General features: G+C 64.1%; 16 protein-coding genes and 3 pseudogenes. 6 read left to right on the top strand and 13 right to left on the bottom strand.

Annotation, left to right across the window (positions count from 1 at the left end; genetic code table 11):
• Positions 1 to 2: 2 nt before the first annotated feature.
• From G6P99_RS11120 to G6P99_RS11080, 9 genes are all read right to left on the bottom strand, one after another.
• A complete protein-coding gene (locus tag G6P99_RS11120; protein ID WP_029084607.1) occupies positions 3 to 905 on the bottom strand; it encodes a terpene synthase family protein in 903 nt (300 codons plus the stop codon).
• Positions 902 to 2,452: a hypothetical protein gene (locus G6P99_RS11115; RefSeq protein WP_029084608.1), complete on the bottom strand. Its 1,551-nt coding sequence runs from the start codon at positions 2,450 to 2,452 to the stop codon at positions 902 to 904. Before G6P99_RS11115 ends, G6P99_RS11120 begins: the two co-directional genes overlap by 4 nt.
• Positions 2,449 to 2,673, bottom strand: a complete 225-nt coding sequence (locus G6P99_RS11110; RefSeq protein WP_029084609.1) for a hypothetical protein — start codon at positions 2,671 to 2,673, stop codon at positions 2,449 to 2,451. Before G6P99_RS11110 ends, G6P99_RS11115 begins: the two co-directional genes overlap by 4 nt.
• A 70-nt stretch (positions 2,674 to 2,743) precedes the next feature.
• Positions 2,744 to 3,739 carry a polyprenyl synthetase family protein gene (locus G6P99_RS11105; protein ID WP_029084610.1) on the bottom strand — a complete coding sequence of 332 codons (996 nt, stop codon included), beginning with the start codon at positions 3,737 to 3,739 and terminating at the stop codon, positions 2,744 to 2,746.
• Positions 3,740 to 3,887: 148 nt separating this feature from the next.
• The gene (locus G6P99_RS11100; RefSeq protein ID WP_029084611.1) at positions 3,888 to 5,231 is read right to left on the bottom strand and encodes a cytochrome P450; all 1,344 of its coding nucleotides are present in this window, start codon (positions 5,229 to 5,231) and stop codon (positions 3,888 to 3,890) included.
• On the bottom strand, positions 5,231 to 6,067 hold the full coding sequence (locus G6P99_RS11095) for an SDR family oxidoreductase (protein WP_165128153.1): 837 nt from the start codon (positions 6,065 to 6,067) through the stop codon (positions 5,231 to 5,233). The genes G6P99_RS11100 and G6P99_RS11095 overlap by 1 nt, the downstream gene beginning before the upstream one ends.
• Positions 6,054 to 6,362, bottom strand: a complete 309-nt coding sequence (locus G6P99_RS11090; RefSeq protein WP_029084613.1) for a ferredoxin — start codon at positions 6,360 to 6,362, stop codon at positions 6,054 to 6,056. Before G6P99_RS11090 ends, G6P99_RS11095 begins: the two co-directional genes overlap by 14 nt.
• Position 6,363: 1 nt before the next feature.
• Entirely contained in the window at positions 6,364 to 7,653 is a 1,290-nt protein-coding gene (locus tag G6P99_RS11085) for a cytochrome P450 (protein WP_029084614.1), read from the bottom strand.
• Positions 7,654 to 7,745: 92 nt separating this feature from the next.
• A complete protein-coding gene (locus G6P99_RS11080; protein WP_165128151.1) occupies positions 7,746 to 8,948 on the bottom strand; it encodes a cytochrome P450 in 1,203 nt (400 codons plus the stop codon).
• A gap of 619 nt (positions 8,949 to 9,567) precedes the next feature.
• Here G6P99_RS11080 and G6P99_RS47535 point away from each other — a divergent pair.
• Positions 9,568 to 9,807, top strand: a complete 240-nt coding sequence (locus G6P99_RS47535) for a phospholipase effector Tle1 domain-containing protein (protein WP_224496614.1) — start codon at positions 9,568 to 9,570, stop codon at positions 9,805 to 9,807.
• Between the two features lie 467 nt (positions 9,808 to 10,274).
• Positions 10,275 to 10,644 (top strand): annotated as a pseudogene (locus G6P99_RS11070) (YbgC/FadM family acyl-CoA thioesterase); the annotation flags it as partial.
• A gap of 356 nt (positions 10,645 to 11,000) precedes the next feature.
• On the opposite strand, the gene G6P99_RS11065 reads toward G6P99_RS11070, so the two are convergent.
• A complete protein-coding gene (locus tag G6P99_RS11065) occupies positions 11,001 to 11,819 on the bottom strand; it encodes a YopT-type cysteine protease domain-containing protein (protein ID WP_165128149.1) in 819 nt (272 codons plus the stop codon).
• A 447-nt stretch (positions 11,820 to 12,266) separates the two neighbouring features.
• On the opposite strand from G6P99_RS11065, the gene G6P99_RS11060 reads away from it, so the two are divergent.
• From G6P99_RS11060 to G6P99_RS11050, 3 genes are read left to right on the top strand one after another with little or no spacing between them, the layout of a single operon-like run.
• Positions 12,267 to 12,860: a recombinase family protein gene (locus G6P99_RS11060; RefSeq protein WP_224496613.1), complete on the top strand. Its 594-nt coding sequence runs from the start codon at positions 12,267 to 12,269 to the stop codon at positions 12,858 to 12,860.
• Positions 12,857 to 13,708 carry a hypothetical protein gene (locus G6P99_RS11055; RefSeq protein WP_165128147.1) on the top strand — a complete coding sequence of 284 codons (852 nt, stop codon included), beginning with the start codon at positions 12,857 to 12,859 and terminating at the stop codon, positions 13,706 to 13,708. Before G6P99_RS11060 ends, G6P99_RS11055 begins: the two co-directional genes overlap by 4 nt.
• The gene (locus G6P99_RS11050) at positions 13,669 to 14,076 is read left to right on the top strand and encodes a hypothetical protein (RefSeq protein ID WP_165128145.1); all 408 of its coding nucleotides are present in this window, start codon (positions 13,669 to 13,671) and stop codon (positions 14,074 to 14,076) included. Before G6P99_RS11055 ends, G6P99_RS11050 begins: the two co-directional genes overlap by 40 nt.
• 313 nt (positions 14,077 to 14,389) lie before the next feature.
• On the opposite strand, the gene G6P99_RS11045 is transcribed toward G6P99_RS11050, so the two are convergent.
• Together G6P99_RS11045 and G6P99_RS11040 are read right to left on the bottom strand one after the other, a co-directional pair.
• The gene (locus tag G6P99_RS11045) at positions 14,390 to 15,418 is read right to left on the bottom strand and encodes an IS110 family transposase (protein WP_165128143.1); all 1,029 of its coding nucleotides are present in this window, start codon (positions 15,416 to 15,418) and stop codon (positions 14,390 to 14,392) included.
• Positions 15,419 to 15,528: 110 nt separating this feature from the next.
• Positions 15,529 to 16,209, bottom strand: a pseudogene (locus G6P99_RS11040) (oleate hydratase); the annotation flags it as partial.
• Here G6P99_RS11040 and G6P99_RS11035 point away from each other — a divergent pair.
• Positions 16,196 to 16,465: pseudogene (locus G6P99_RS11035) on the top strand (oleate hydratase); the annotation flags it as partial. The pseudogenes G6P99_RS11040 and G6P99_RS11035 overlap by 14 nt on opposite strands.
• A 57-nt stretch (positions 16,466 to 16,522) precedes the next feature.
• On the opposite strand, the gene G6P99_RS11030 reads toward G6P99_RS11035, so the two are convergent.
• Positions 16,523 to 17,281 (bottom strand): SDR family oxidoreductase, encoded by a 759-nt coding sequence (locus G6P99_RS11030; protein WP_165128141.1) that lies wholly within the window; start codon positions 17,279 to 17,281, stop codon positions 16,523 to 16,525.
• Positions 17,282 to 17,291 lie beyond the last annotated feature (10 nt).

The following is a 17,291-nucleotide window of genomic DNA, read 5'->3' as shown; positions in this document are numbered from 1 at the left end:
GTTCAGGCCGGCGCACGCTGGCCTCCCCCCGCAGCGTCGCTGCGGTAGCGGCTGGTCGAGGTCTGGTAGTACTGCGCGCGGATGGCCGCCATGGCCTCGATCAACGGTCCCCACGGCGCGGGAAAGCGTTCCTCCGCCATCACCCGATGCAGCATGCGCGTATGGCCGGCCAGCTCGTCGTTGAGGAACTCCACCACAGGCATAGCCGGATAGCGCTGCAGCAGCAGGATTACCGCGTTGTCGGCCTCGCCGGCCGACCTGTCCTTGTCGCGTCCATGCAGATCGTTCTGCAGGCGCCCTATCGCGGAGATGAGCCGCAGGACCTGGCGAAACGCCGGACGCGCACGCAAGGTCGCCATGTCCAGCCCCCACAGCAACGACAGGCAACAGAACACGTTCGTGTAGGCGATCGAATTGATGCCGTTGTGCAGGTACTCGGCGTAGGACCAGCGTTCCACCCCTGCCGCCTGCGCGTGTCCGGCGCGCAGCGCCGCGCAGTAGCACCGGGTATCGTCGAGAAGCTGAGCATAGTCGCGACGATCGTAGGCGAGCGCGGCCAGCGAAGCGCGCAGCACAGCGCAGCCCTCGAATCCGGGGAGCGCGCACGGCTCGCCCTGCCCCAGCGCCTGCTCCACCGCGGCGAGCTGCTCCGGCGCGATCAGGCCAAGGTCGTTGCAATCGTCGAGCCAGAACAGCAGCGCCAGTTCGCGATAGAACGCCACGATCAGCGTTTCGTCCTGCGGATCGCGGCCGATGCGGGCGCTGGTGTCGCGCAGGCTCGTGTGGATGCGCTGCAGGATGTACTGGCCGCCCCTGACCGCTTCCACGGCATGCTCGTCGGCGAACCCGGTCAGGGAACGCCCCCATTCCAGCACCTGCTGCAGCGCGCGTTCGGTCTGGATCATGGCGCCGCTCCTGCTCCCTCGGCCAGGACGCGCCGCCCCCAACGGAGCGCCAGCCACAACCCGGCGAGTTCGGCCACGCGCACGACCCGGGTGGGGCAATACAGTTCCTTGCCGATCCACAGCGGCGTCTGCGGCAATGCATGCGCCGCATGGCGGGCGAGCATCCACTCCAGCGCACGCGCCACCGCCTGCGCGATGCGCCGGCGCCCTGTCGGCTCTTCGCTCCCGTCCATCACGTACAACGCGAACAGCGCATAGGCGGTTTCCTCGAATGTGGCCACGCGACCGGCGCCCCAGCCGCCGTCGTCGCGCTGCGCCTGCAGCAGCGCCGCCAGCGCGCGCTCGTCGCGCCACTGGGGCTTGCCTTGCGCCAGCGCAGCGACCGCATGCGCGGTGGGATACAGCCACGAAACGTGCCATTTTTCGTTGTCCCATAAACCGTGCGGGTTGCGATTGGCCTCGACGTAGGCGCTGGTGCCGGCGGCGGGCTTTCCCAACAGTCGCAACGCATGCAGGGCGTGGATGTTGGTCGACACCGAGGCATTGCGCTCGCCGGGGAAGGTGACGAACAGCTCGCCGATTTCGAAATGGCGCAACGCATCGACCGCCGGGTCGCGGCCTGCAAGGCGCAGGACGCACAACGCAACGGCGGTGTCGTCCGCATCGGCCGCGAAGTGCAAGGCCGGGCCTAGACCGCGCACGCCCAGGCGAGCGTCGAGCTGCGCGACGATCACGCGCACCGCCTCGGCGAGCGCGGGATGCGCGAACAGCCCGGCCAGATGCAGGGTGTACAGCGACCAGCATAGCTCGAACACATTGATCGGCCAGACGTTGGGAACGACACCTTCGATGCCGCTGCGCGTCGCCCGCGATGCCGCCTGCAGATACGCGTCGGCACGCCCGACCTGCGGCGTGCTCCCCTGTGTCACGGCGTGCGCACGCCACGCGGCGGTGGCCGCCGGACTGATGCCGATGCTGCCGTCATCATCCGGGCATGCGGTGGTCGGCGACGTCCCCCAGGCTTCCCAGGAGTGCAGCAACGGATGGCCGCTCGGGAACGTCGCCACCGCCCCCAGCTTGACCAGGCACGCTTGCCGCAACGGCAAGAGCGCCGGGTGGCGCGGAAACGCCACGCCGCCCAGCAAGGATGCGGCCTCGCCGCACAACTGCGGCAGGATCAACTCCGCGCCGATCGGCGCGTCTTCCGGCACCGCATGCGCGTAGGGATCGGGCTGGCGCTCGAGGAACCGGATTGCAGCCTGGACTGCGTCGGCAGCGCCAGGAAAAGGATCGGCACGCTGCAATGCCAGCAACGCCGCCCACGTGGGCGCATGGCGGAACAGCGGGAAGTCCGCGCTTCCCCATCCGCCATCGGCCTGTTGCTGTGCGATAAGCCACGCGTATGCGTCCTGCCGACCAGTGGCGTTGCCGTGGAACTGCAGAGCTCGCGCCGTGTCGTAGACGGACGGACCGACGCTGCCGCCGTCGCTCATCTCGCTCAGCAGGTGGCGCAATTCGGAAAGGATCTGTTCGGACAGCGAGTTCACGCGGGATGTTCCTTCTGCAGACGGTTGACGAGAACCAGGATCGGGCAGACGCCGCGCACGTATCCGCAGGCCCGGCGCATGGGCAGCGCCGGACGGCCGCCCTGCTCCGGCGCGGCGACGCGCCCCGATGCCGGTCCGCCGCATAGGCTTGCGCGCAGCGCGCCACGTGCGCCGCAGCCGTGCTGGGCAACCGCTGCGATCGGCGCCGCGGACTCGGACACAGTGCAGCGTGCACTGCTGCCGCCCGCCGATCGCAGCGGCACAGGGGCGACTCCATGCGGACGGGCGCTCTCATGCGCATGGCGCGTGCTTGAACAGATACGCGTTGGCCCGCTGCAGCATCTGCGCCAACCGTTCCGCACGCGGCCCCAACGGGGCGATGGCCTCCCCGGCGTCGCGCAACAAATCCAGCGCGAAGTGGCGAGCTGCCTGCAGCCCCATGATCGACGCGCAGGTCGGCTTCTGCGCCGCCGCGTCCTTGCCGGGGGTCTTGCCCAGCGTCGCGGTATCCGCTGTCGCGTCGAGAATGTCGTCGACCACCTGCAACGCCAGGCCGAAACAGGCGGTGTAGCGATCGAGCGCACAGTACAGCGCAGCGTGCGCGGCATCCTCCGCGATGGCGCATAGCGCGCCCATGCGAACGGACGCGCGCACTAGCGCGCCGCTCTTCATCCGATGCATCGCCACGATCCTGTCCAGCTCGACGTGCTTTCCGACCAGCGACAGATCCATGGCCTGCCCGCCTGCGGCCCCCTCGGCGGACACCGCCTGCGCCAGTTCGCGCACGAGCGCGATACGGTTGTCGCCCGGCGCATCCAGGCTCGCCAGGGTCAGGAAGGCGTGCGCCTGCAGCGCATCGCCGACCAGGATCGCAGTGGCTTCGCCAAACTTGACGTGCACGGTCGGAAGGTCGCGGCGAAGCACGTCGTCGTCCATCGCGGGCAGGTCGTCGTGGACCAGGGTACAGGCGTGCATCATTTCGATGGCGGCGCCGACGTCGTCGAGCATGTGCGCCGGCGTGTCGGCCAGTGCGCCGGCAGCCAGACAGAGCAAGGCGCGGGTGCGCTTCCCGCCATGCAAGGTGGCGTAGCGCATCGCCGCCATCAGCTCGGTCTCACCGTCGTGTTCGGCGCAGAGAAGACGCGCCAGCGCCTGTTCGACCCGCTTTGCGCCGTCCTGCATCCAGATCTCCGGCAGCAGCCCGGGTGCGCCGCGCGCCTGCGCGCCCAATCCGCCGAGCGCGGAAAGGCCAGTTCGGTCGTCGTGTAGCGTGGAACCAGTCTGCATGTTGTTCATCTCCTTGGTACCTGACACGGCCACGGCGAGCGCCGAGCCGCCGCGGTGTTGCCGGCGTCGCACCGGGCGCGCGCCGAGTGCAGCAATGCCGCGCGTCGCCGGCGCCGCTGCCTCGCCACACGGGGCATGCGATGCCAGCTCATGAGAATCCGATGCGGATTGTCATGGACGGATGTGCGGTCGGGTAATAGCGCCGGCCTTTTTCGACGCCGCTCAGCAACCGCGGCCGCACCCCGGCCTTGTGCATGGTCAGCGCCAAGGCGATGCAGAACTGCACCAGTTCCAGCCATACCAAGTGGTAGCCGATGCAGACGTGTGGGCCGGTACCGAACTGCAGCATGTCCACCGGCCGGATCGGCTCCGGGCGTTGCAGCCACCGCGCCAGGCGGAACTGATCAGGCGCCTCGTGCAGCAGCGCCGATGTCGAGAAATGCAGCAGCGGGATGCACAGATGGGTGCCCGCGGGAATGCGCCGTTGGCCGAGTTGCAATTCCTGCAGCGCGCGACGCGGCAGGAGCGTGGTCGCCGGATGCACGCGCAGCGTCTCGCGGAACAGCGCCTCGGCGACCGGACACTGCGCCAGGTCCGCGTGCCGGGTCGGCACCGCGCCCACGCGTTTCGCCTCCTCGACCAGAGCGTCCCACAGCACAGGCTGCCGCGCCAACTCGATCACCATCCAGGCCATCGTCGAGGCGGTGGTGTCGTGACCGCCAAGCAGCAGCAAGCGGATATTGGCGACCAGGACGTCATCGGAGAGCGCATCGTCGCTGCGATCGAAGGCGCTCACCATGTCGTTGATCAACCCGGTGCGCGCGGTATGCGCGCGCGCGTCGCGGACGAACTGGCGCAGCTGCGCGTCGATCCAGTCGCGGGCTGCGCGGCCGCGCCGCAAGGGCAGTCCGGGCAGGTCGACCCGGGGCGCGACGATCAACTGCAGCAGTTGCCGGTACTTGCGATGCCATCCCGGCAGGTCCTGCGCGGGGATTCCCATGAGTCTGAAGATGAGCGTGAGCGTCAGGTCGCTGGTTTCGCGCAGGATGGTTACGTCGCCGCGGTCGCGCCACGCCTGCACCCGCGCCCGGATGACGGGCGCGAATAGGTCGCCGATGCCGGCCTCGGTCAGCCCCTTGGGCAGGAACGCCGCCTTGATCGCATCGCGCGCCTGCCGGTGCGCGCCGCCGTCCTGGGCGACCAACGTTCCGCCAAGCAATTCGGGCGCGATCTCTTCGATCAGCGCCGAGGACACGTCCTTGTGCCGGAGCAATGCGAACGCATCCGGATCCGCGCAGGTCATCTGGTGTCCGGCAGGGCCGAAATCCAGCCAGAAGCAGCTGCCCAGCGTCCGTTCCGCGCGCCGCAGCAGGCGCGGCAGGTCGCAGACGATGGCGGGAAGATGCCCGACCAGGGGGAAAGCGCCGGGCACGACCGGGATATCGTACCGCAGCCGGTGCCGACGGTCCAGCGGGTTGAGCAGCATGTCCATCAGCAGCGCGGCGCCGCTGCCGCTTCGGCGGCAGGCCGCGCGGCGCGGCTGTTGCCACCGTCGGCGTACGTCGGCACATGCGCCAGCATGCCGCCGTCGATGCACACGACCTGGCCGGTGATGAACGCGGCATCGTCGGAGAGCAGGAACGCCACCAGCGCGGCCACGTCCTCGGGGCGGCCGACGCGCGGCAGGAGCTGGTGCCGGCGCAGATGCCGTTGCATGCACTCGTCCAGCTTGGCGAGGAGACGCTCGGTCATGATGAGACCCGGCGCAACCGCGTTGCAGCGGATCTGCGCATGACCGTACTGGGTGGCGAGCGAAGCCGATAGCATGTTCATCGCCGCCTTCGACGCGGCGTAGGACGTGTGCGAGGTGTCACCGCTAAGCCCCTGGCACGACGACATGTTGACGATCGCGCCACCGCCGCGGGCGATCATCCGTGGGATGGCCTGCCGGCAGCAGAGCAGCGTGCCACGCAGATTGGTCGCCATGGTCTGATCCCAGACCGCCAGGTCCAGGTCGAGGATCGCGCGGTCGCGCGGGGTCAGGTGCATGGCGCTCGCGTTGTTCACCAGCAGGTCGACCCCACCGAGTTGCCGCTCCGCCGTCTCGAAAAGCGCTGTCACCGCCTGCGCATCGGCGATGTCCATGGCCATGGCCAGCGCGTGGCCCGCTTCGGCCGCGATCTGCGCGGCGCCGGCGATGGCCGCCGAGCCATCAATGTCGGCTACCACCACTCTGCCGCCCTCGCGCGCGATGGCGAGGGCGCATGCCTTGCCGATGCCGGCGCCGGCGCCGGTCACCACGGCCACCTTGCCTTCAAACCGTCCCATCGTGTCCTCCTGGATTGCGTTGGTCTTTCGCGGCATGCCGCTCGGCCTCCGCCGGAGAAGGCGCAGGGTCGGCGCTGGCGCGCTGGTCATCGCCAGCGTCGCTTTCGATGACCCGAATGGCGGCGACCGGGCACTGGCTGGCCGCGCGCCGCACGGCGGCGTGCAGCGCCTGCGGGACCGTCGCCACGCACACTTCGGCCACGCCGTCCGGGTCGCGCTGGCGAAAGGTGCCCGGCAGCGTCAGCACGCACTGCCCGGTGGTTCCGCACAGATCCTGGTCGACCACGACGCGCATCTCAGCCCCCCCGCGCTTGCAGCCGCACCGACAGCGCGCGGAACGTCCTAAGGAACGCGGACGGCTCCCGGGTCGGCTGCTCGGCCAATGCCAGTGTGGGGAAGCGCGCCTGGATCCGCGGCAGGCTCTCGGCCAACTGCACCCGGGCCAGTTGCGCACCGAGGCAGAAGTGGATGCCGTGGCCGAAGCTCAGCATGATCTTCCCGTCGGTCGACATGCCAGGACTGGTGCCGTAGAACCGCGCGGGATCGAAGCGGTCGGGATCGGCGAAGGCGTCCGGGTCGCGATTGCCGGCCGCGACCAGCACGCGCACGTCCGCGTTCTTCGGGATCACCGCGCCGCCCAGTTCGATGTCGCGCTGGGCGATACGCGGAATGGAGCTGAACATAACGGGCGCGTCGCAGCGCAGGACTTCTTCGACGAATGCCTTCACCCCCACGGCGTCTCCCTGCAGCCAGTGCCGCTGTTCGGGATACGCCAGCATCGCCAGGACCGCATGGTCGATGGCCGCAGCAGTGGTGGCGAAGCCGCCCAGCAGCATGCCCCACAGCATGCTGATCAACTCCGCATCCGACAGCGTGTCGGCATCGTCGTCGTGTGCGCCGACCAGCATCGACACGATGTCGTGGCGGGGATCGGCGCGCTTGCGCGGTATGAGGTCGCCGAAGTAGGCCAGCACCCTGGCGCTGGCCGCGTCCGCCGCGGCGAGCTGGGGATTGCTGGCGTGCGGGCGCAGGCCTTCCAGAATGGCGCCGATGCCGGCGGCGAGCCCGAACATGTCGTCCGGGGGCATGCCGAACAGTTCGGCGGAGACCAACACCGGCAAGGCCAGCGCGAATTCCCGATGCAGGTCCACCGCCTCCCCGCGCTCCAGCGCGGGCGCCATGCCGTCCAGGCGCGCAGCGACGATGCGCGCGATGCTCGGCCGCAGGTTGTCGATCTGGCGCATGGTGAAATCGCGCGAGATCAGCCGGCGCAGACGCGTATGCGTCGGTGGATCCTTCATCGCTAGCGTGGACGCCAGCAGATTGAGCGACAGGCTGGTCGCCACACGCGGGAAATAGCGCGCCAGTTCGCCCGGCGCCGGCGCCCGAAACGCATCGCCCGTGGCCTTGAACGCCCAGTAGATGTCGGCGTGGCGGCTCAACAGAAAGAGCCCCGACGCCGTGCGATGCACCGGATCGTGCTCGCGCAACCACCGCATGAACGGATACGGGTCGTGGATGCGCGCCGCCGACGCTAGTTCGGCGAAGGCGTCCCGGCATGCTGCCGTGGTTTCTTGCATGTCCATCTTGGTTACCTGTTGGCTGGCTGATCTGACCGGCGCGCGAGGCGCGCCGGCAAATTGCGGAGAAGATCGCGATCCCCGGCGGCGTCCGCGCATCACCAGAGCACCAGGAACTCCTCGAACCCGCCAGTGATGATCTCCTTGCGCAACTTCAGTTCTTCCGGCGCCACGGCCAGGCGCAGCGCGGGAAAGCGCTGGAAGATCGAACCGAACACCACCTTGAGTTCCAGCCTGGCCAGCGCCACGCCAATGCAGTAGTGCGGCCCGAAGGAGAACGCCAGGTGCGGCTTTCCGTCGCGTCCGACGTCGAAGATTTCCGGTTCGTCGAAATGGCGCGGATCGAACGACGTCGCCGGCAGGCCGACCAACACCTTGCTCTCCGCGGGAATATGAACGCCCGCGATGGTCACGTCGGTCCTCGGATAGCGCATGATGCCGTCCCAGCCCGCGCCCGGCGGGTACATGCGCAGGATTTCCTCCACCGCCTTGTCCACCAGGGATGGATCGCCGACCAGGCGTTCGCGCTGTTGCGGATGGCGGAACATGGCCAGCAGGCCGAATTCGATCTGCGCGACGGTGCTCTCGTGCCCGGCCACCAGCATGCCCGCCGCCAGGCCCATCGCCTCTTCCTCGGTCGCCTTGCCCAGGTCGACCGCCGCGAGCAGATCCGTCAGCAGGTTGTCGCCCGGATCCTGGCGCTTGTCCCGCATCTTGCCGCGAATGTAGGCGCGCAGCTCTTCCCAGGCCAGGCGCGACGCGGTGCGCGGGCCGCTTTCATGCTGGTGCGTCATCACCTCGTCGGACAGCTCGGCGAAAAAGGCGTGATCCTCGTAGAGCACACCCATCAGCGCGCTGATGACCATGGCCGGAAGCGGAAAGGAGAGGTGGCGCCGCAGGTCAGCGGGCTGGGGCTGGGCCGCCAGCGTCTCGAACAACTGCGCGGCGATCGCCTCTACCTGCTGCGCGAGCAGCTTCACCCTGTGGTCGCTGAACGCCGGCGCCACGATCGTGCGTAACCGGGCATGCTCGGCCCCCTCGTGCGAGACCAGCCACCCCGGCGAACCGAGAATCACCGAATCCGGGGTGAATGCCGCCGGCGGCATTCCCGCAGGCCGGAACGCCGCGTCGGACAGCACCGCCTTGGCCTCGTCGTAGCCCGTCACCCACCAGCCTTCGTGCCCGGACGGGAAGCGCACGCGGTGGATCGGACCGTTGGCGCGTAGCGCCAACATCTCGGGCGAGGGCTCGATGTGATCGACGCGCCACATCGGTAGCGTCGGCAAGGGGTGTTCGGACATGGTGGCACTTCACTCTCTAAGCGATGGAAGGGCGGAAGGTGACCGGCAGGCGCTGCGGGCAGCGAATGAACGTAAGACGGCACGTCGACGACCTCCTCCGCGGCGACGGTCAGCGGCAGATCCCCCAGCCGCACGAACAACGCGGGGAAGGCGCATCGGGATTGGTGAAGGAGGTTCGACCGTACCCGCCACCGACGTGTCCGCCAATATAGCCTCCGGACCAGTCCCACACCGCCGGTGGCAGTTTGACTCCTGGCTCAAGGTCTGCCGCTTCTCGCGACGAGCGCAATTGTTGTGGCTCCCAAAAGAAGAACTCTAAATCGCATCCAACACTCCCCTTCCCTGCGTTTTCTCGGTCCACAATCGAACGCCAAGTCATTGCCACAGCAAACCGTCGGAACGGACCAGACGCGAACAGCGACGCGCGCCGTGTCCGCCCCAAAGACCATCGCACTGCGATTGGTGATGATGCCGTGAACAGAGCAAATCGCGTGCCGAAGTGAATTCGCAGGCTCAACAGGCATTTCGTAGCGGCGCGGAGTGTCAGGTTTCCGGCATTGAGTCTCAATGCCGACAACCGGCGCGGCAAGTGCCCGACAAAGGCCTGCTCTCGCGCTGAATGTGCGGGGCAGCCCTTGCGCGATATTGTAAGCATCCGAATTGGCTGCAGCAGGTGTGGTTCGCCGGAAGCCACTCCGATGTCGGCGGTCGCTATCCGGAAAACGAAGCCCGCCTCTCCCTCGCTGGGTTGGATGGCGCATGCGGCCGAGACCTTCCCGACGGCAAGACGCCCGACGGCTTCGGCATCAAGGTAGACGATAGATTCCTGAAGCTGAATCCGGATCCGCTTGGTCCGTAGCACGACGAGCGCGAACCCGGGTCACTTGCGGGGGGCAAGTCAAGTGGACCGAAGGGTTACGTCAAGTGCAGAGCTAGGCAGCCCTTCATCCGGCGGTGCTTGAGCGCTTGGCCGCGCTAAGGCTGGCTTCGAGATTAAGTCTCAGCCGCGACTAAGCTCTGTCGTCGCTTCGAAGCGCCTCACCATCAGCAGCCTTGCTTGCTAAGCGAGTTCGACGACCTGACCGGTGGATTGGCGTTGCTCTGCTTTCTATAGCCGGCGATCTGCTGCCCGTAGTGGCGGATGCTCGAGGCATCCGGAGCCACGAACCGCGTCGATGCCGCCGGCGTCAGCAGGAGCCAAGCAAAGGATTCTAGCGCTTGCCCAGCCCCCCTCGGTGCAAGACAATTGGTCCCTATACGCGCAATAAGGGGAACCGCGCTGTGACAGTCTCTCTTGACGGCGAAATTCGAGACGGACGGCGCTACATGCAGGTGCGAGTCTACTTTGAAGATATCGACGCCCTGCCAGATTGTTTATCACACGAGTTTTCTCCGTTTCATGGAGCGCGGCAGAACGAATTACTTGCGCCCGCTCGGCACCAATCAGCAAGCGCGGCTCGAGGAAACGCGGAACGATGCCCCGGGCTTCGCCTTCGTTGTCCGTTCGACGACAATCGATTTTCTAAAACCGCCGTTCTTGGACGGCCTTCTTGACATTGTCACGGTCCCGCAAGAGGTGAGAGGCACGTCGGTTGGCTTGCCGCAGGAGTGCAGGCGCGGGGACGATCTCTTGGTCTCGGCGCGCGTACGGGTCGCGTTTATCTCAGGCGGAAAAGCGCAGCGCATCCCAAGGTCTGAGGCTTGCTATGGAAGAGCACAGATAAATCTGCCTTTCGTTCACGCCTTAACGCTCCAGCGCCCCGATGAAATCAATGCATTGGCCTTCTGCTGCGACATCGTCAAGTCAGAGTTCGCCGGAGCGACAGGTTGCTCAAGGTTCACAATCCATCTGGGTGACTGTTCTCGTCGTGGCGCTCGTATACGCGACGATCATTGACATTGCGGCCTCATTCATCGCTGCCAAGCTCTTGGAAGGAAATTCCTCCATCCGCCGCAGAGCTGGCTCCCGACGCCGCGACCGAACGCAAGCGCTGGCCGACGCATCCGCGCCTTCACAGAAGGCGTCAATCACCACCGGCCTGCAGGCCCAACTCACTGCATCCTTTGCGTCGTGATTGTCGACAAATGTTGCCCGTTGGGATTCCTGTAACGATCGGCGAGGCTTTGTAACAATAAAGCCATCTGGTTCGGATCTGATCGAACAGTAAATTCTCCGTAGTTAGGGTCGAAAAGCGTGGTCGTTCCATTGGAGGCCGACGTCGCCACTGTGTGTGCGCCGCCTTCGGCGAAATACAAGCTGAGCAAATGGTTCGATCGGTCTTTGTTGATTTCGTTCACCATGCGCTCGACGTTCGAAGACTTGCCGAATGCGAATCTCTTCTCTTCTCCAGCCGGTTCCAAGCCAGCTTCCTCCAAAATGGCATTCTGTGCCCGAAGGTCGGCGTGAGAAGAGTCTGCTCCCCTGCTTCGCAACTGATCCTTGAGATTTTGATATTGCTGCTGCCGTTCAGCCGCTGAGGCGTGCGTTTGCGACCCAGGTGTGAGCGCACGCATTCGGGTTGGTGGGCTGTTGTTAAGATTGCGGAACCACTCCGCAGTCAGCCCAACGCAGATGCCGTCCACATTCGCATCACGCAGATCGGCCGTTCTGTAATCAAACAAGGAGGTGGCCGGACTCTCTGGAGCGGATGTACTGGGGTCGGAGGCACTGGAAGTACGAACGTCGTTTTCATCCGAGGTATGTGGCTTGCTGCAGCAGGCCCCCATCTTGTCGGGCAACTCCCCCGGTTGTGAGTTCCACTGAGGCGAGAGATGTGCTAGTGTTTCCGTAAAGCTGCCGCTATCCACCGACTGACTCAGTTCGTCAGCGTGGCTAGTGCGTGTCGATGAGCTACTGATTCGATCGTACATGACGATTCACCTTTCTGTGCTGCGCTAGTCTCCACGTATCGATTCGGGCTGCTTAGGCCCTGCTGCGAGGATACCCAGCCAAGCTGATGGCGAGCTGACGGGCAGCTGTTGTCCAGCTTAGAATCGTTCCTTTGGCGGACTTCTGACAATGTCTGATACGGTGCGGCGTAGCGCTGTGTCAGATCCTCCCGCGCATCATCCGGTAGGTGGCCTTGAGCAGCGCTATCGCGGGGACGGACAATTCCTCCGCAACGCTGTTTGCCAGGATAGTAGCGGTGAGGCTGGCGCCGAATTCCTGAGTGCGCTCACCGGAATCATTCGTGGCGGTGAGCGGGCACTACCGCCAACGCTTCAACTACCGACCTTTAACCGATCGGGTTCGGCTGTCCGTCCGTGAGGGCCTCACAGTGAGCTGCGAAGCGGGCGACTATCGGTATTCCCTGTTTCGTGACGGCCTGGCGCTGCTCGGCAATCTGTTCCGCGATCGCCTCCGCGAGGTTGTTATCTGGTCGCCAAACGACGTGCTATCTTTGCGCTGGGCGGCGTCATTCCAGGACGACATTAAAGGAAGGAACGGTCGTCGGAAAGCAGCAAGCACTCGATCGCGCGCTAGATCCATCTCGCGAGCCGCCGCGTCGGCATCAGGAACTGATCAGCGATGCCACGCGCGGCAAATTCGTCGTCGTGCTCGCAGTGGCGATGGATCGCCTGAGCCGCGATCAGGAGGATATCGCTGGACTGTTCAAGCATATGGCTTTCGGCGGTGTGCGTGTCGTCACGCTGTCGGGCGGTGACGTGACGCATCTGAACAAGGTTCTCGACCGCATCATCGATGAGCACGGGCTGATCGTGAGCGGCTGGTCCCCTGATTGGGACCCCGCGTTGAGAGCGGCACTCACGCGGGCCCCGACGCGGGGATATCCAGTGTACTGGGTGGCGCGAGGTGAACCTTCCAAGATCGCCACGGACCTGATTAGCCAGCGGGCCGGCAGGACCATTCGCATTGATAGCGCGGACACGAAAGCTTGGAACGCTTGGTGAGCAGCCAGGCTGACATAAAAAGGCAAAACCCACAGAGCGTTGAATTGATGGTGGCCAGCGACAAGCGCTTTTTGGCAAGGCCTGAATTCCGCATTCAGCTGGGTGATCTTATTGGTGAAGAAGCGCGAAAGCTGGAAAGGACGCTAAACGGCCCGGATTTCGCACTGATCGGCGCCTTCTCCAATGACCTGATCATGCAGAGGGTGGCGCGAGCAGAGAGTGCAACGGAGTCGGTCGCGCGCATTGTGGGTGTTCTCGGGCGTTGGGGCACCGGATCAGAGTTGCGCTTGGTGCTCGACTTGCGGATCGAATTCGGCGTCAGGGAAAGTATCGGCGGGTTGGTCGCCTTGATCAATCTGCGCACCTACCCGGCCGTTCTCCTCCTTTACGCGTATGGCCTCGCATTGCTTGCTGCCCGGCGATATACTGATCTTCTCAAATTCCTCAGCGTCACCATCGTGACCGAGCGCGACAACACTACAACCGTGGTGAGTCACTTATTTCTCACGTCATGTGCGGGTGGCGAAAACAGCGCCTGGAAATTCTTGCCGGGGCTTGAAAAGCGCAAGACGCCCTCAGCGATCATCTGCACGACGTCTTCCAATCCTGGACCGGCGACTATCTGTTTTCGTCGAATGGTTACACCACTCTTTTCGAAGATTGCGAGCTGCTCTGTTCCTTGGCGTATATCTCGATCGGGACCAGCAAAGAGGACCTGCAGCAAGCAACCAGCGGCGCCACAGGCAGAAGCTTTGCCTGGTGTCCGATGGGACGGGTCTCATGGGACGGGCAGACGCGCAGGCGCATCATGGAAGGATGGGCGCGTCCGGAAGCGGCCGATGAACTGACGAAGGCCGACTTCGCGAGAGGACAGCCAGAGTATCTGAAACTGGCCATGAGCCGCCTCAACAATCTCGCGGGCACCTCGAATGGTAGTGTTCGGACATCGAGTGCCTTTTTCCGGCGTGGCAGCCTAACAATGGCGGTCGTACCAACCTCGGATTGGAATCTCACCAACCTCAACGACACGGACCGGCGCATACGCCTGCTCGAAGAGGTTCCTGCAGATGACTTGATCTCTGGGCTTACCACCGCCGCCAAGAAAGCTGCGGGTGAGGCCAAGCAGACTTTGAGTGGCAGCGAGCCGCCCACACAGAAGCTCTGCCTGTCATTCGGCCCTTTAATTGCGGTTTGTTGTCAAGCTTTACATTTCTGAATTCGCCCATCGCACGGTGGTAGTGCTCGCGCCGTCGGAGCTGGTTCAGGGTTGCGGAGACGGCGCGAGCGCGGCTGATACGTACTTTGCCGGCCAGGCATTGGATCGCCCTGACTGGTTGATGTCTTCGCTGGGGTCATGGTCCTTTCCGAGGTCGCGTAGCGCCTCATGATGATGTCCGGGTCGGACGCCTCAACGTTTGCAGCGGAGTACGATCGAGCCGCCACCAGCCGAATGAACGAGGTCGCCTCAACACCGTCCCAGCGGGACGTCGCCAGTCCGGCAGACCGGACCAGGAACTTTCGAGCAAATATCAGACCGGCTGCGGCTGCCCCCAGTCGAAGGATGTGCCATCGCCCCAGATGCAGTGAAGGATGACTGCGATCTTTCGGGCGATGGCGACCTTTGCCTTCCTCATGCCGATCCGCTTGGCGAGCTTCATGCCCCAGGCCTTGAGGGAAGACCACTTCTTTGTCCGATAAAGAAGTACGGTAGCGGCCTCGAACAAGTAGGTTCGGAGGAGCCGGTCGCCCCATCGAGATATCTTGCCATTGATGTCCGTTTCGCCAGACTGGTTGCGCCGAGGTGTAAGACCCAGATAGGCGCCAACAGTCGATGCCGATCGGAAGCGGGACGGGTCATCGATCGTATGGCGGAACGTCAAAGCCGTCACCACGCCGACACCAGGAACCGTCATCAGACGAAGCGTCGTCTCATCCGACTTCGCCAACTCGCGGACCTCGTTGTCGAACTTGCTTTGTTGCTTACAGATCTGCTCATGGATCGACAGAAGCGGCGCGATCACACCGAAGAGCTGATGATCTTCGCCCAATAGCTCACGGACCTGATTGCGGAACTGCAGTCCGATCGCGCGTGGGAACAGCAAGCCGTATTCTTTGATCAGACTGCGGACCTGGTTCTCGATATCACGACGGATGGCGACGAGCCGGGATCTCGCGACGAGTATCGCGCGGATCTTCTGACTTTCCTCGCTCTTGACTTTGACTTCTCGATACCAGCCAACCCGAACCAGTTCGGCCAGACCTCGAGCATCATTCTGATCGCTTTTGTTCATGCGTACGGACAAAGCCGCGTGGGCATGCCGCGCGTCGATGCAAACCACCGGGAAATCGATCCTACGAAGTTCGTGCCATAGCCAGCTCGCCATCGCCCCAGTCTCAAATCCGATGCGCTCCGCTTGTGGCGCCCGCTTGCGAAGCAATGCCGCGAGTGCCCCTGGGTCGGACTTTGCCTTTCCTTCGAACAAGATCTGACCCACTTCGTCGACCACACATACTGAAGTTTCTTTTTGCGAGACATCCAGTCCAACATATTGCTTCATGGCCCCCTCCGATTCGTGAGATTGCGGGAAGGCTTGAAGATAGCGGACCTTTTTGAGCCGCGGGCGCCGACCGCAATTACGTCATCGTTTGCAATGAACGCCGATTGACACCACAGATCCCAAGCAGGCGCCGGGCCTTCGTCGAGCCTGGAGGGCGTGTGATGGTCTGCCTTGTCTGAGTTTTCGGTGAGCGACCCGATCGTCATGAATACAAGATCGTCGGCGCCAAGGCCGATGCCGCCGGCGACGCCGTCCTCCAGCCAGTGGATAGCCGTGGCCTGCTTGCATCCGGCCTTTATGTCGAAATCGACATCGGTGACTTCGACGTCGTAGCGGAAGTTGACGCCCTGCTCCAACAGCCATTTGCACAACGGTAGAACCAGCGATTCATACTGATTGTACCTGGTAAACTTCAGCGCGCTGAAATCCGGCAGGCCCCCGATATGATGGATGAACCGATCCAGATAAAGCTTCATCTCCAGGGCGGAATGCCACTCCGCAAAGGCAAACATCGTCCGCCAATAGAGTCAAAAATTGCTGCAGAAAAACTCTTTCCCGAACACTTCGTCGATACGACTGTTCTCCATCTCCTCACGGGAGGTAAGAAAGACGGCGATCAATTCCTTCTCCGCCTTTTCGCTCAGAGTGAAGAGGCCGTCGGTGTGCGCGTCCTGTCCCTGGTTCACCGTCGCCCGTTGCAGCGAGTAGTTCGGATCATCCTTGTTCAACCAGTAGAATTCGTCGAGCACGCTGGCACCTTCGGTTTCCAGCGAAGGGATCGACCGGAACAACCCAGATTACGAAGCTTTTGCCCGCCCTCGCAAACCCGAAGGTGTGGACAACAAGACTGCGTGGTTCGTCGGTGCGGGCCTGGCGGCGCTTTCCGGTGCGGCCTTCCTGATCCGCGATGGCCATATGCGTGGCGACCGGATCACCATCCTCGAACGGCTGAAGATACCCGGTGGGGCTCTCGACGGTAACCAAGACCTGGGAAGGGGCTTCGTGGTCCGGGGTGGCCGCGAGATGGAGGATCATTTCGAGTGCCTATGACCGTAGTACATCGCAACATTCTATCCGACTAGATTGGACATTCAGTCAGGCTAATCAAAAGAGGTTCTCGGGCGCCAGGCATTTGCGCGGGACGCCGACCGTCAGACCTCCATCGATGACGACCTCCGAACCGGTAAGGTAGCTGGACTCGTCGCTGAGGAGGAACAAGACGACCTGCGATACTTCCTGCGGCTCGGCTGCCCGCCCGAGTGGAACGGGGAAAAGGGAGGACTCGAAGCTCTCGGTCATCGGGGTGGCAATGAAGCCGGGATGGATCGAGTTGATGCGGACTCCCGAGGCCGCGGCTTCCAGTGCAGCGGACTTGGTTATGCCCCGCACGCCGAACTTCGAAGCGACATAGGCGTGGAGTCCGGCACTGCCCCGCAGCCCCTCGACGGACGAGACGTTGACGATCGAACCTCCGCCCGCGCGCCGGATGGCCGGTAGGGCTGCCTGCATTCCGAGGAATACGCCGGTTAGATTGACGGCAAGGGTCTTGTTCCACTGATCGAGCGAGAACTGCTCAATAGGGGCTATGTTGGCGATCGCGGCGTTGTTGACCAGCCCGTGGAGCGCGCCGAAGCGCCCTTCGGCGCTTGCGACCGCCTCGGCCCACTGCTTCGGCTGGGTAACGTCCTGAGGCATATAGATGGTCGAATTGCCAAGTTGAGCCGCGAGAGCCTCTCCTTCTGTATGAAGAATATCAGTGATCACGACCCTGGCCCCCTCAGCCACCAGCAGGCGCGCATTAGCTGCCCCCATTCCGCGAGCCCCGCCGGTCGCCAGAATGACCTTGTCGTTCACACGTCCCATAGTCGTCGAC

It is taken from the genome of Bradyrhizobium sp. 6(2017), assembly GCF_011058295.2.
GTDB classification, from domain to species: domain Bacteria; phylum Pseudomonadota; class Alphaproteobacteria; order Rhizobiales; family Xanthobacteraceae; genus Bradyrhizobium; species Bradyrhizobium septentrionale.
The sequence above is the reverse complement of the archived record's forward strand: the minus strand, read 5'-3'. Positions and strand labels throughout refer to the sequence as shown.